Annotated in this window: 12 protein-coding genes and 1 pseudogene; 10 read left to right on the top strand and 3 right to left on the bottom strand. The window is 34.4% G+C overall.

The genetic code is table 11. The annotated features are described in order from the left end of the window. Positions 1-699 precede the first annotated feature (699 nt). Positions 700-1,263, bottom strand: coding sequence for a helix-turn-helix domain-containing protein (locus tag LAV82_RS27820; RefSeq protein ID WP_211080233.1), 564 nt, complete (start codon positions 1,261-1,263; stop codon positions 700-702). 505 nt (positions 1,264-1,768) lie between these two features. Here LAV82_RS27820 and LAV82_RS27815 point away from each other — a divergent pair. The 10 genes and pseudogenes from LAV82_RS27815 to LAV82_RS27770 all read left to right on the top strand — a co-directional run bounded on the left by LAV82_RS27815 (position 1,769) and on the right by LAV82_RS27770 (position 11,821). Further along, complete coding sequence (locus tag LAV82_RS27815) at positions 1,769-1,906, top strand: hypothetical protein (protein WP_211080232.1); 138 nt, start codon at positions 1,769-1,771, stop codon at positions 1,904-1,906. 39 nt (positions 1,907-1,945) lie between these two features. Next, positions 1,946-2,236: pseudogene (locus tag LAV82_RS27810) on the top strand (DUF5592 family protein). Between the two features lie 140 nt (positions 2,237-2,376). Continuing rightward, positions 2,377-3,399 (top strand): DUF3231 family protein, encoded by a 1,023-nt coding sequence (locus LAV82_RS27805; protein WP_211080231.1) that lies wholly within the window; start codon positions 2,377-2,379, stop codon positions 3,397-3,399. Positions 3,400-3,786: 387 nt separating this feature from the next. Then, a complete protein-coding gene (locus tag LAV82_RS27800) occupies positions 3,787-4,227 on the top strand; it encodes a hypothetical protein (RefSeq protein WP_499717408.1) in 441 nt (146 codons plus the stop codon). 894 nt (positions 4,228-5,121) lie between these two features. After that, positions 5,122-5,313, top strand: coding sequence for a hypothetical protein (locus LAV82_RS27795; protein WP_057240453.1), 192 nt, complete (start codon positions 5,122-5,124; stop codon positions 5,311-5,313). A 184-nt stretch (positions 5,314-5,497) separates the two neighbouring features. Further along, a complete protein-coding gene (locus tag LAV82_RS27790) occupies positions 5,498-5,929 on the top strand; it encodes a dual specificity protein phosphatase family protein (protein WP_499717407.1) in 432 nt (143 codons plus the stop codon). Between the two features lie 702 nt (positions 5,930-6,631). Beyond that, positions 6,632-7,639, top strand: coding sequence for a LacI family DNA-binding transcriptional regulator (locus LAV82_RS27785; protein ID WP_211079971.1), 1,008 nt, complete (start codon positions 6,632-6,634; stop codon positions 7,637-7,639). 778 nt (positions 7,640-8,417) lie between these two features. Continuing rightward, entirely contained in the window at positions 8,418-9,437 is a 1,020-nt protein-coding gene (locus LAV82_RS27780) for a Gfo/Idh/MocA family oxidoreductase (protein ID WP_499717406.1), read from the top strand. Positions 9,438-9,582: 145 nt separating this feature from the next. After that, on the top strand, positions 9,583-10,425 hold the full coding sequence (locus LAV82_RS27775; protein WP_074898265.1) for a sugar phosphate isomerase/epimerase family protein: 843 nt from the start codon (positions 9,583-9,585) through the stop codon (positions 10,423-10,425). A 52-nt stretch (positions 10,426-10,477) separates the two neighbouring features. Beyond that, positions 10,478-11,821, top strand: coding sequence for a sugar porter family MFS transporter (locus tag LAV82_RS27770; protein ID WP_074683080.1), 1,344 nt, complete (start codon positions 10,478-10,480; stop codon positions 11,819-11,821). Positions 11,822-12,066: 245 nt separating this feature from the next. Here the strand turns inward: LAV82_RS27770 and LAV82_RS27765 are convergent, their stop codons facing one another. Then, complete coding sequence (locus LAV82_RS27765) at positions 12,067-12,489, bottom strand: MaoC family dehydratase (RefSeq protein ID WP_074898268.1); 423 nt, start codon at positions 12,487-12,489, stop codon at positions 12,067-12,069. 819 nt (positions 12,490-13,308) lie between these two features. Then, on the bottom strand, positions 13,309-14,205 hold the full coding sequence (dapA, locus tag LAV82_RS27760) for a 4-hydroxy-tetrahydrodipicolinate synthase (RefSeq protein ID WP_499717405.1): 897 nt from the start codon (positions 14,203-14,205) through the stop codon (positions 13,309-13,311). Between the last annotated feature and the right edge of the window lie 95 nt (positions 14,206-14,300).

The raw sequence follows: 14,300 nt of genomic DNA, 5'->3' as shown, positions 1-14,300 counted from the left end.
AGATTTTCTAAAAACTCTTCTTTCTTTTTCCGAAGTGTGGACTTGTGGGTCCATAACCATTTGAACCGTCCATTGAATGTGTCTACATCTTTTAAATAGCAGGTCAAGATCTTTGTCATTTGTTCATCTTCTCCTTTAAGGAACACAAAAAAGACACTGTTTCCCTGGAAAAAGGAAAACAATGTCTTGATTTTGATGAACTAAGCCCTTGAAATAGATGTCAATTTCATATAAAATAAAACCATAAGTTTTATTTTATAGAAAAACTAACTCTATTAACAAGAGACTTCGACAAGTGTTTTCCCTACCGTGATTAGGGTGAACGGTTTAAGAGTGTTGCTGCACTACTTAAACAGTTGAAGTCTTTTTTCTATTCCGGACATTTTTGTTAGTTTAATTATAGCGTTAAGTAGTCTCATAATTCAATAAAAAATTAGTAAAATATATCAAAAGAAGTATATTTAGCTACGCAGATCCCATATTAGTGTAGAGGTTGAGTCCATCATATATGAGATTTTTAGTTTTGGGGAGGGGAATTTTTTTCCCCTCCCCAATTAGCTTAGAATGTGTTAAAATTGTTGTTTTTTATGCCAAAAACGTTTAGATTATGTAAATCTTCAAATGAGAATAACCCTTTTAGTAGGTGGAGACCGACTATATAAATAAAAGAACCCTAACGATTAATTCGTTGGGGTTCTTTTACTTACCAAATAGTTTTGAGAAGAAGCCTTTCGGTTCCTGTTGTTTGTCAGCATGAAGCTGTCGCATAGTATCTATTAACATTTGATCACGTTCAAGTTGTCGTTTTTCACGCTCTGCTTCTTTCTCTTCATTAGTTGCCGCCGTTTGTCGTATTACTTCAGCCATTGCCTGCATAGCATTTGCCATTTTTTCATTTTGACGTGCTAAATCTTCATTTTGTGATTCCAGCGTTTCAACTTTCGTTAGGATAGTTTTATATGCTTCAGTTAATTGTGTCAAAACTGGAGCATTCTCATTTGTTTCTCCTTCAACAACAATATCATGACCTTCCGAAGCAAGCAAAGCACGAATATAGTCATTAGGATGCCCTTCGGCTTTCAAGTCTTCTATAAGTGACAATACAGGAAAAATAGATTCTTTGTATTTCTTTGTCCGGCCTTTTCCGACGGTGTGCGGTTCTATAAATTCCTTATATGTATGGAGCCAATCATAGACACTAGACCTTGAACGCCCTAGTTTGTCTGCTATTGCCGTCAAAGAATACACTTTTTCGTAGTCCATTACAAAAAACCTCCTTTGAAAAAATACATCATGACATCATGATAACATAATAGAAACGTTTTATATCGTACAAAACAACATTTTGAACAAATAAAGACATTAAGAAAACAAAAAGAGTCGTACAAAACGACATCTTGTACATCTTTCCGACGAATATTCGGACAAGTGACGGATTTAGTTGGACTTGTTGAGGTGATGGTTTAACTTGTCTGGAATGTAGTGTGCATGTCGGATAACCTAAGTTCACCTTTAGTTTAACCAAAGGTGAACTTAGGTTGAACTTATTTGGGGATACAAAGCATCTTTTATATTTTATAGTGGTGTTTATCTTTATTAAATGTAAAATTGAAACATTCTTAAATACAAGTTACAGATTAAACACAGGTTAGTTAATGTACAAAAGATAAGTATTGGGCTGTTGGAAAATTGGATACTTTAAGTTAAGGTTAGGGTGTAATTAGTGATTTTTGTAAATAAGTATAATTATAGGTAGGTTAGAGGAGGCGTGGGAAAAGTAAGAGAACGTATTGATAAATCGCAAACACTCTATAAAACAAAACGCTCTTATCAAATTGGACGAAATACAGGACGAGATTTACGAAAACTTGGATCAAAGAAACGAAATAAACCAGAAGAGAAGTAACAAGCGTTACTTCTCTTTTTTATGGAAAGGAGAAGGGTCATGGCAAACTATAACATCCCAAAAGAAATCTCGACGGAATTAAAGATTAATAAATCTCTTTATCTTTTTGATTTGTTGTTCATTATTGGCTTACTTATGGTGACGATGATGTTACGTTTTTTTATTCATCCTACGCTTCAAATTCCCTTTTATATCTTCATGGGCATATTTGGAGTGTGATGGATCGTTAGACTAAGTACGAACCCTAAAAAACGGATGTACGAGGTGCTATTGCTTACACTTGTACGGAAGAAGAGCACGTATTGTGCGATTGATAGGGAACAAGAATAAAAAGGGACTTATTAAAGATAAGAAAAAACCACCCCTGGTAGATAGGGTGGTTCTGAATGGAAAGTCCAAGTTAAAATCCTCAAACTTATGTTTATTGTTACCATTTTATGTAAAAGATAAACATGAATGGAGGATAATATATGGTAGAAATGAATAAATCATCGCGTCTTACAAGCGCTGAAATCTCAAACCTGTGGAATACTTATATGAATGATAGTTTAAATATCTGTATGGTAACTCATTTTTTACAAACAGTAGAGGATCCAGATGTCAAACCTCTTTTAGAAGAAACCATTAATGTAGCTCAAGCGCATCTAGTAGAAATAGAAACGCTTTTTCAACAAGAAGGAATTCCTAAACCCGTGGGGTTTCCCGTAGAAAAACATGTTAAATTGAATGCGCCCCGTCTTTTTACAGATGTTTTTTATATGGCCTATCTTCTACACATGAGTAAATTTGGAATGACTGCACATGCAGGTGGTATTACATTGGCCTGTCGGAAGGATATCCATGATTTATTCCATAAATATGTGGAAGAGGCGATTAGCCTTAATGGTGCTACACGAGAAGTTATGAAGGAAAAAGGTGTCTTTATTCGACCACCTTATATGGATTACCCAAAGAAAGTAGAGTTTGTGACAGAGCAGAAGTTTCTAACCGGATGGTTTGGGCATAAACGATCTCTACTTGCACTGGAAACCTCTCATTTATATATGACATCACTTAATAATGAACTGGGGAAGGATGTCCTTTTAGGCTTCTCTCAAGTAGCGAAGGATGTTGAGCTAAAAAAGCATTTTATACGCGGTACGAAACTCACTTCAGATATTCTCTATAATACTCATGGAATGTTACATGAAAGTGATATTCCTGCCTCTATGACCTGGGATACGTGTGTTACAGACTCCACTGTAGCTCCTTATTCAGAGCAGGTTATGCTTTGTTTTGTTAATGCATTGTGTGCCCTTGGAGTTGCAACATATGGGAGCGCGATGTCCTTAAGTATACGGCATGATTTAGCAGCTCTTTATAGTAAATTTATTATGAAATCAGGAGCCTATGCTGAAGATGGAGCGAATATGTTAATTGAGCGTTCTTGGATGGAGAAACCTCCTCAATTTATTGATCGTGATAAATTAATACGTAAGAATACAGAAAGTTAGAGGAATCATGGTTTACTAGTTAGTTCATCTTCACTAAACAGATAGTGTAACAACGTACAGTCAGAACGTGTTTTCATGGAAACACGTTCTTTCTTTTTGTCCATTGCTACAGGTTACTACTAACAATTTAATCAAATTCTATTCAAAAGTTAAAAGGAGGATACGTACTATAGTGTTATTCGATGAAAGAACATTAAAGGATGAGCAATTAAAGTCAGTAAAGCCCTTTGAAAAAGAGAAAAAGCGAATCCAAACATCAAATTATCTGTTCATTTATTGTATGAAGATGAGGGCTATTATGTGGTAAGAATCAGCGATCTATCTCTAAATTGGTAAGCACTTGCCTTTGATCTATATCAAGAAAATGAAGAAAAAGAAACGGTAAACGTGGATGATGTAACGAGTGATTCAGAAACAGATTCAACAGAGGAAATAGATGCTCATGCGTTAATTACGACGCTCTATTCTGACCAACGAAAAACGAAAAGCGAAGAAGGAAAAGGAGTAAAAACCAAACAAGAATATGCGCTTTTGGTTAATGATTTAGAGAAACAATTTGTCAAAAAGAAAATGAAAAACTATGAAAAAGCAATCACGGTAGAAGCCAAACATAAACGTCAAACCCAACAAGAAATGAACGAGTTACAACGTGATATGAAGTACCAAGTGAATGAGGAAAAAGCCGATACTGAATCAAAAATTGCGATGAAAAAGGATGCCATTCAATCAAGTAATGAAAGCATTCAGCTCTATAAAGATGAACAAAAAAGTTTACAAGAAAAGCTCCAAAAATTGAATGAAAAGCAACAAGATTTAGCCATGAAGTGAAAAAACACAGGGGGACGCTGAGGGGGTTCTTGGAGAACTTCTTGTGATATCACGGTTTTGCTAGGCTCTGCCTAGCCTATCACGCTCTGTGATAGCAAAAACCCCTTATGCTCTTCTTTTTTAGAATAGCATAAAAAGGAGACCAATACAGTGAAAGAAATAGAAAAATATATGACACCGATTAAAGCAGCTTATGTTTAGAGGATTAGACGGGATAGCTTAAGTAATAAGTTTAGTCCTTCAAAACTAAATAAAGAAAAAGAAGAAGAGATAAATCAAATGATGAAGAAGGGTTGATTAAATTTTTTCTCCATCCAGATAAAGAATGGATCATTCAACAGAGAAGCAATAATAAAGTGATTTAAAAATCCTAAACAATAAAGATTAACCTTTAAAGGAGATGATTTAACTGCAAGCAAAAAATCCCTTAGATTTGCTAAGGTTTTTTATTCAAATTAAATTTACCCAATTCTTTTATTCCTTTAAGTAATCTTTAAAGTACTTTATTTAAAATAACTTTATTATTTACATAGGTTGTAGAAAAATGATCCATTTGTCGTCACATAGAGTAAATGTTAAAACATTAATAATAAATGAAGTAATTTAGTATTTAATTAACGAACAATATAACGAAGTAAAGGTTATTTCTATAAATATAGTTAATGCCAACATTTGTTTTTAAAGGTATATGTATATGAATCTACAAATCTGGCCAGACTAATAATGTATTCCCCCTATTCCAATAAATTTGAAAATCCTTTGCCTACATGGGCAAAGGGTTCTTTTTGTATATGTGTATTTGAAATTAATATAGCAGATATTTCAGGTGATATTTTGTTATTTATTGTTAATTTTGGTATATTATTTAATAAATACGTAAATGGGGGATAAAAAATGAGTTTGCTAATAGTAGGTATCATTATTATTTTGTCGGTCGTTGCAGACTATTTTATTTTCGATTACGACGATAAAAGATGGGGCTGGCTAAAAGGGTATTCTAAACCTGTAAGAATAGGGATTATCAGTTGCTACTTAGTCATTTCATTTACTATTTACTTTGCTTTAAGCCTTAAATATATCTCTTAAGGCTTAAAGTCTTTTTTATTTATATTCCTTACGTTTCTAGTCAACATAAAACAAATTATAGGAAATAAAATAGTGAAAAGCCTTTTAGTAAAAAATTATATTTTTATGTGCAGTTTTAAACTTTATCAGAATTAAAGAGCATTTTTGGAAGATATCTTTTATAAAGGAGGGTTATCTCATAAGTATGGTGGAAATGATACCAGGAAGGTTATATATTGGGGGACGAATAAGAAACTTCGATTGGAATTTTATTTATAGCCATATTTCAGCTATTATAAATCTTCAAATACAACAGGATCAACCACCTTTTGACTTCAGTCACCGGATCATGATTTGGGCGCCTCTTACTCTCTCTTCACCTCCCAGTGTGCAATGGACTATAGATATGACTAAATTGATAAATAACCTAATTGATTCCGGGTACTCTGTTCTATTACATGATACAGCAGGAATTCAACGTCTAGGATTTGTCATTACAGCGTTTTATATGCAGCGTTTTAGCCTAAAACGTGACCAAGCTCTATCAGTTATACGTCAAAGAAAACCAGACATTAATCCACCTGAGAACTATATGAATTTGTTAGCTCAATTTGAGGCTTATATCCAACATCCATGACTCCTAATTTATTTTAAATATGACTATTATCCTCTCAATCAATACGTTAAATTATCGGAAATTACAGTTTACAAAAAAGCAGTTGATTATTATTTCAATGGCTTTTTTAGAGAGTATCCATTTGTCTATATGAGATAAAACATTTATCTTGAACAAGTTACCATAATCAAAATTATAGGAATAAATTAAAACCAATCCAAAAAGGATTGGCTTTAAGCATTAAGATATGTAATCGCACATATCACAACAAAAAAAATTGAAAAAATCCCAATTAAACTAACTTTACGTTTCAAATTAGGAACAATTGATTCCATAATGAAAAATAGTCCCATAAAAGATACTATAAAAGCAAAGTTTGAAATTTCACTGGGATAGTTCAATAAACCGATCACCAATGCAAGCAAGGTCGTAGCTATTCTGTATGGTAGCGTCTTAAACAAGAATATCTCTCCAATAATTTCCTTATAATTACATTTTACCATATTATAAAAAGAGAAAAATTAATGAATATGATATACATCACTAGTTTACATGAACACTCTTATGTTTATTAGGTTTGTATCACATATGAATAACTATTAATACCTAAAGATAAAAAAAAGATTGTTACAAGTTATAAACTTAATTTGGTAATCATTTCGCCTATAATTAAAATAAGTTAAAATAAATGTATGATGCGTTAAGAGAAAAGAGGGAAAGGGAATGAAACCAACCATATATGATGTAGCAAAGGAAGCTGGAGTATCCATTTCAACCGTTTCTAAAGTATTAAATAATACAGGAAGTATTGCAGAGAAAACCAGACAAAAGGTTAGGGATACCATGCATCAGTTAGACTATCAACCTAGTGTGGTAGCTTCCGTCAAAAAGCGTATTCAAACTATTGGGCTTTTGATACCTAATATTGCAAATCCTTTCATGGCAGAGATAGCAAGGGGTATTGAAAATCATGTTAAGAAGTTCGGCTTTAGTTTAATGATTTGTAGTACGGACAATGATTTGAAAAATGAAATCGAATACATTTCTATATTAAAACAAAAGTACATAGATGGTATTATAATTGCTACTGGATTAAAAGAAGATAAAGCCATTAAGGAGCTCCTTAAGGCTGACATTCCAGTTGCATTACTTTCGAGAGATGTATCTTCGCTTGCTGTGGATGCAGTATTAGTGGATGATTTTCTGGGAGGCTATGAGGCTACAGAATACTTGATAAGCTTAGGTCATAAAAGAATTGCAATGATTACTGAAGACATTAAGTTTCCAACTATAGGAGCAAGATTTGAGGGATATAAGCAAGCCCTTGAGAAAGCAGGATTGCCATATGATGAAAGTTTAGTATCTCTCAATAATACTTCACTTGATGAAGGAAAACAGTCTACACGTGAACTTCTACATTTGCCTGTTTCCCCAACAGCTATTTTTGCCTCAACCGAATTTCTTGCGATTGGAGCAATACAGGGTGCGCGTGAACTTAAGGTAAAGGTTCCGCAAGACCTATCAATTATTGGGTTTGACGACACTGTCCTATCGACAATTTGTGATCCTCCTTTAACTACAATAGCTCAACCTATTCATGAAATGAGTAAGAAGGTTGTTGAATTATTAATACAGGAGATTGAAGATTCAAAGGAGACGAAGCAACGAATCGTTTTATCCCCAAAATTAGTAGTTCGTGCATCTACTTCTCATAATAAAACGAATACATGAATGTAGATAAAATAATTAAACCTTTTAGTAATTAATACCGTCATTAAAGTTAGATACTTATGTATTGAATAATTGATTTTTAGGAGTAAAAAAGCTACACAGCTTGTTTTGAAGCTATGTGGCTTTTTTTTGCTATCTTTTTCACAGTAAAAAAATCAATAATCCTAAATTATAAGAACCTTACACAATATCTATAGAGAATTTAGCTTATTTAAAACAGCCTTCTATTTCATTACCGCAACTAACAACGTATTAATCTATTCCTTATATGCCTTTATGCTTATCTAAATTCTTTTATTTACATAGGTAAGATATTGCTATTTTTTCTATGTGCTAAAGTCCACCTTATATCTGAAATATAGTTATCTATGGGCAATCTATTTAGAGCTTTCCTATTAACTCTATTAATTTATTATCATAATTCTTAATGATTTTAAGAAAACCTAAAAAGGAAAGTACTTTCCTTAATTATAGGATGTCTAATTTTATTTTACTAACACTTACAAGAAACTTAGAATTGATTTACCATTTTCATAATGCTTAAAAAGGCTATATAATCTAAAAACTCAGGTGGAAGAGACAATTTTATATATTATTTAAATTTTTAAAAAATTATTGACAATAAAAAACCTAGAGGATAAACTCAATATCAAGGAAAGAGCTTTCCTTACTTGTTAGCTTTGCAAGTTTTAAAAGGTTTGATTAACCCAAAAATGAAAGCGCTATAAAAAAGCTGCAAGAGGAACGTAACTTTATTTAATCTTAAGGGGGAAGAAAGATGAAAGAAGTTAGAATTGGTCTAGTTGGTGCAGGACGTATGGGAAGTTTTCATGGAAGAACAGTGGCTCGTAAAATCTATGGGGCAACCCTTAACGCAATTGCTGATCCAGTTTCGGGAGCTGCTGAAAGACTTGCTAAAGAACTCGGAGTATCAAAGGCATATACAGATCCAAAGGAAATGTTTCAAGATCCAGATATTGACGCAGTAGTTATTGCAGCTCCTGCCCGTTCACATGCAGATCTTGTTGTGGCTGCTGCTAATGCAGGGAAAGCAGTTTTCTGTGAAAAACCAATGGCAATTACCCTAGAAGAAGCAGATAGAGCCATATTGGCAGCAGAGGAAGCAAACGTTCCCTTACAAGTAGGCTTTAATCGTCGTTTTGCTTCAGATTTTAGAGCTGCTTATAACGATATTGTAGAAGGTAAAATCGGAACTCCACAGTTATTGAGATCATTGACACGTGATCCAGGATTAGGGGATCCTACTCCAATTCCAGAATGGACGATATTCTTAGAAACGCTCATTCATGATTTTGATGCTCTGCTCTATTTAAATCCAGGTGCAGAACCGATTGAAGTTTATGCAGTAGCTGATGCACTTGTACGTCCAGACTTTAAGGATAAAGGTCTCCTTGACACTGCGGTTGTTAACATCCGTTTTGATAACGGAGCAATTGCAACAGCTGAAGCAAATTTCCAAGCAGTTTATGGATATGATGTTCGCGGTGAAGTATTTGGTTCAGCTGGAATGGTGACAGCTGGATGTGTTCAACAAACAAATATGATTCGCTACACTGCAGAAGGAATAAGTAGCGATACATACCGAAGAGACACTGAATTATTACATGATGCTTATGTCTCAGAACTTACTTCTTTTGTAGAATGTGTGGGTAATGAGAGTACTCCTTATGTAACAGGTAAAGATGCTCGTAGAGCTCTTTCAATTGCACTTGCTTGTATTGAATCTGTTAAGACAAATGCACCAGTGAAAATTAAGGAAAGTGTACAGTTGATTTAATTAAACTATCTCAATTACAAAATCACTATTTTATCTGACCTAAAAAGAAAGCGATATCATTAGGGGTTTGATTCTTCTTTTTAGGTTTAGATTTCTAAAATGCATCACTTCTAAAATAAATTAAATGTGTAAAAGGAGAATAGAAATGAAATTTTCAATTTGCAGTTGGACTTTTGGAGATATTCCTTTAGAAAAGACAATGGAGTTTGTTGCAAAAACTGGGTATGACGCAATAGAAATTAGAGCTGCAGTAGATGACTATAACTGGCGCGATATTAAACAATTAGCGAAAAATTTAAATCTAGAAATAAGTGGTTTGACAGGCGATACTGGTTGGCCAAACGAAGAACAGGATTTAGCTAACCGAAGCGAAGATAACCGAAAAAAAGCAGTCGCATACTTTGAAAGGCAAATTGAAGCTGTTAAAGAGGTAGGAGCAGAATATTTAGTTGTTTGTCCTTCTGCGGTTGGAAAAACAGCTCCAATGGGCAACAATGGAGAGGATTGGAAATGGGCTATTGACTCTGTACAAAGATTAACGAAAAAAGCAGAGGAATTAAATATTACTCTTGTAATAGAGCCTTTAAACAGATATGAGAGTTGTATTGTTAATACAGGAGCCGATGCTACAAAATTTGTGAAAAAAGTTAACCACCCTAAAGTGAAAATGTTACTAGATTCCTATCATATGAACATTGAAGAGCGAGACCTTGAATTTCCTTTTTTAGATGCAGGGGACAACCTACATATTCTTCATGTAGCTGATAGCAATCGAAGAGGCATGGGGCGTGGACACATCGACTTTAGGCCATTTATTTCTGGAATACAGAAGATAAACTTTGATGGATATGTTGTAGTAGAAGCAACAGCTCCTGGTCCGAATCCTTTTCAAGCTAATAAAGGAGCTAACATGAATATGATTTATACATTCGCGGAAGAAAGTTTATCGTTCTTACAAAATAACTTCAAGCCTGTGAAACAACTCTAAATAGTATTTCTTTACTAAAAAAGATTCAACTAAAGGGGCGGATGGGTGGACCATGAATAAACAAAAAATGTATAGGTGGGTAATTTATTGTTTTGGTGCTTTAGGTGGGCTTTTATTTGGTTATGATACAGGAGTTATTTCAGGTGCTCTTCTTTTTATAAAAAAAGACATGGGACTAACACCTTTTCTTGAAGGATTAGTTGTAAGTGGAGTTTTAATTGGTGCCCTTATCGGTGCGGCTTTTAGTGGACCTGTAGCCGATAAATATGGAAGAAAGAAAACCATTATTATGTTAGGTGTACTATTTACAATTGGCGCAATTGGAACAGCTATTTCTCCTAATGTACATACTTTAATTGCGTTTCGTATTGAACTGGGAATAGCAGTTGGAGGGGCTTCTGGCATTGTACCTCTCTATTTAGCCGAAATGGCCCCAGCTAGTATTCGCGGTAAAGTTTCTTCATTAAACACGATTATGAATGCCCTTGGCATCTTCATGGCCTACCTTGTAAATTATATGTTTGCAGCTTCAGGAAATTGGCATTGGATGCTGGGATTAGCCGTTGTTCCTTCTGTTTTATTGATGTTAGGAATGTTCTTTATGCCCGAAAGTCCAAGGTGGCTTTGGCAGAATGTAAGTGAAAATGAAGCACGTAGAGTATTGTCTTTAACGAGAAATTCACAACAAGTAGACGAAGAAATAGAAAGTATAATGCAGGTAAAGTCTCAGAAAAAAGGCAATCTTAAAGACCTATTTTCCCCTTGGTTACGTCCAGTTTTATTTGTTGGAATCGGCATTGCTGTATTTCAACAGGTTATCGGAACCAATACAATTATTTACTATACACCAACGATTCTACGTACGGCTGGATTTGGATCTACAGCAGCCATTGCTGGAACGATAGGTATCGGAGTTTTTAATATTTTGTTTACAATTCTCGGAATGCTTCTTATTGATAAAATTGGCCGCAAAAAGTTGTTATTAATCGGAAACATCGGTATGACGATTGCGCTTGGTACACTGGGAGTTGGTATGACATGGGTTGAGGTGCCAGTATGGCTATTACTAACTTGCCTTTCCTTATTTATTGTTGCTTATTCAGCAAGTTGGGGTATGGTCGTATGGGTTATTCTTGGTGAAATCTTCCCTATGAATGTGCGTGGCGTAGCAATGGGGGTAGCAAGTACAGCTTTATGGCTTTCAAACATTGTCATCTCGATGTCATTCCCAGTACTTGTAGAGGCTGTTGGGGTAGGAGTCCTATTCTTAACATATGCAGTTATTGGAGTTTTCGCTTTCCTCTTTGTTATGAAATATGTTCCCGAGACAAAAGGTCGAACGCTAGAAGAAATTGAATTAGAGATAGCATTTAAAAATAAACAAGCTGTTAGCTAATAAAGGTTGATTACCTATCAGAAATAGATTCAAAAATTAATAAGAGAATTTAAATTCCGAGTAAAAATAAGTCACTCCTTCTTATAAGATGTGACTTATTTTTGTATTTATGAATTCCATTATGGTAACTGATTTTGAAGAGAATGAATGCTCTTGAAAATCAAGTTATCTTTTTTGAGTGAAAAGCATTTATAGAAAAAAAAACAAAAAAATTCTTAGAGAACTTCACCGATTTCAATAGGAACTTATCTTTTAATCAGTACCGACAACTCACCTTCAAATACTTTTTGCTCTTTATTATAAGTAGATAATAAGACAGTAAGGATTCCCGTTTCACTTTTTTTAGTTTTTTTATCAATAACTTTGACAAGGGTATACAATTCATCGCCAGGGTAAACGGGTTTTATAAATTTAATATTGTTCATCTCTGTTCCAGCAATAACATCTTCCCCATACAGACCTTGTTCAATCCAAAGCTTAAATGAAATAGCCATTGTATGTATTCCAGAAGCAATAATCCCATTAAATCTTCCTTGTTTCGCTTTTCCCTCATCTAAATGCATATATTGAGGGTCAAATTCCTTCGCAAATCTCATAATATCTTCTTTTGTTAGTTTAAGGGACTTGGTTTCAAATACTTGTCCAATTGTAAACTCATCTAGCTTCATAGATACACCTCTTAGTTAAAAATCAATTGTTGTACCTGTCAATATTAGTGTAGTATTACTTCCCTAGCAAGTTAAAAGAAAGATGAGCGATTTAAACATGCTACTATAACTCAAGGAGTATAACAAAGCATTAAAATAATTTCATTAATTCAAAGAAAACCCTTAACTTGATTTTTTTAACGTTTGAAACAGAATCAAATACAGAGTCCGTAAAAGTATACGTTTACGGACAAGCTCCAATTTCATTTGGCGAACGCTTATTGCTGTTCATTTATGTGTATAAACACTATACGAACGCCTCTAATCTAACACATGACATTTACGAACACTTATTATTAAAAATACACTTTCTAGAAAAAGCCTCTTATAGTCGTTAATAAGAGGCTTTTTGGATTTTATACAATTATGATTGGTTATCTTCTAACGAAACTTATAAGACTTAAAATAGAGGGATCATCTAGTCTTTAAAAAACTAGATGATTCCTCTGTTTTAAGTATGAATACCGATAAAATCCATTATGTTAACTAACTTTATATATCCTATACAGTCTAAAAACAGAAAAAAACTACTGGCTCATCTGGCACCAATAGCTTTTTTGCTAAGGAAGAAGATTAGTTGTAGATGCCTCACGGCGTCTAGAGTAGTTTGCTCCGGTGATAAAATATTATTCATTAACTAGGAGTCAAGTAAATGTCACAGCAAATTATTTCAAATAAAGGCACAGATTGAGTCTTAGTCAGATACTGATTTTGCCTTGCTACGTCGATTGATGGGTCGTTTTAAATAAGAGAGAGGAAAATCCCTCTCCTAACCTCTTTTTATTTATTACAACAGGTAATGTGAATGCCACTAGTTTGCAAAACTTTTTCAAGCGTACTTTGCTCTTCACTGCTTAAAGGAACCATTGGCAAGCGAACACTGCCAACATGTGTCCCATTTAGATTTAGTGCAGCTTTTACCGGTGAAGGATTTGGTGCACTAAATAATGCTCTCATAATTGGAAGAAGATTGCGATGTATAGCAGCAGCGTTTTGGACATCGCCATTTTTGAAGGCATTGATCATTTTTTGCATATCATTGCCGATGATGTGGGAAGCAACTGAAACAACTCCTGCTCCGCCAATTGCTAATACTGGTATTGTTAACCCATCATCGCCACTATATAGTGTAAAGTCACTAGGTGTTTTGCTAATGATCTCTGCCATGGCATCCAAGTCACCACTTGCTTCCTTAATTGACACAACATTGGGGATCTCTGATAGACGAACAATTGTTTCAACAGAAATGTTAACTATGCTTCGTCCTGGGATATTATAAAGCATAACTGGTAAAGAGGTTGATTCGGCAATCGTTTTAAAGTGTTGGTACAACCCTTCTTGAGACGGCTTATTGTAGTATGGAGCAACGAGCATGATACCATCGACTCCTGTTTCCTCTGCAAGTTTTGTTAAGCTGATTGATGCTTTCGTGTTGTTTGAGCCAGTTCCAGCTATGACGGGGACTCTTCCCGCAGCAGCCTCTACAACACATTTGAATAATTCAATTTTCTCTTCGGTGGTTAATGTTGGAGACTCTCCAGTTGTACCAGCTACAACTAAGCCATCTGTACCATTTGCAATTAAATACTCAACTAACGCTTCCGTCGCTTTAAAATCAATTTCACCATTATGATCGAACGGGGTAACCATTGCTGTTAATACTTGGCCAAAATTCATAACTACACACCCTTTATAAAATTTTAAAAACTAGAGGGGTTAGGGCCATTCATAAGGAACGCAAAAAAGCAACAACGAGGGATTCGTTGTTGCAG

This window comes from Bacillus sp. ILBB4 (assembly GCF_035064545.1).
In the GTDB taxonomy this organism is placed as follows: Bacteria; Bacillota; Bacilli; order Bacillales; family Bacillaceae_H; genus Priestia.
The sequence above is the reverse complement of the archived record's forward strand: the minus strand, read 5'-3'. Positions and strand labels throughout refer to the sequence as shown.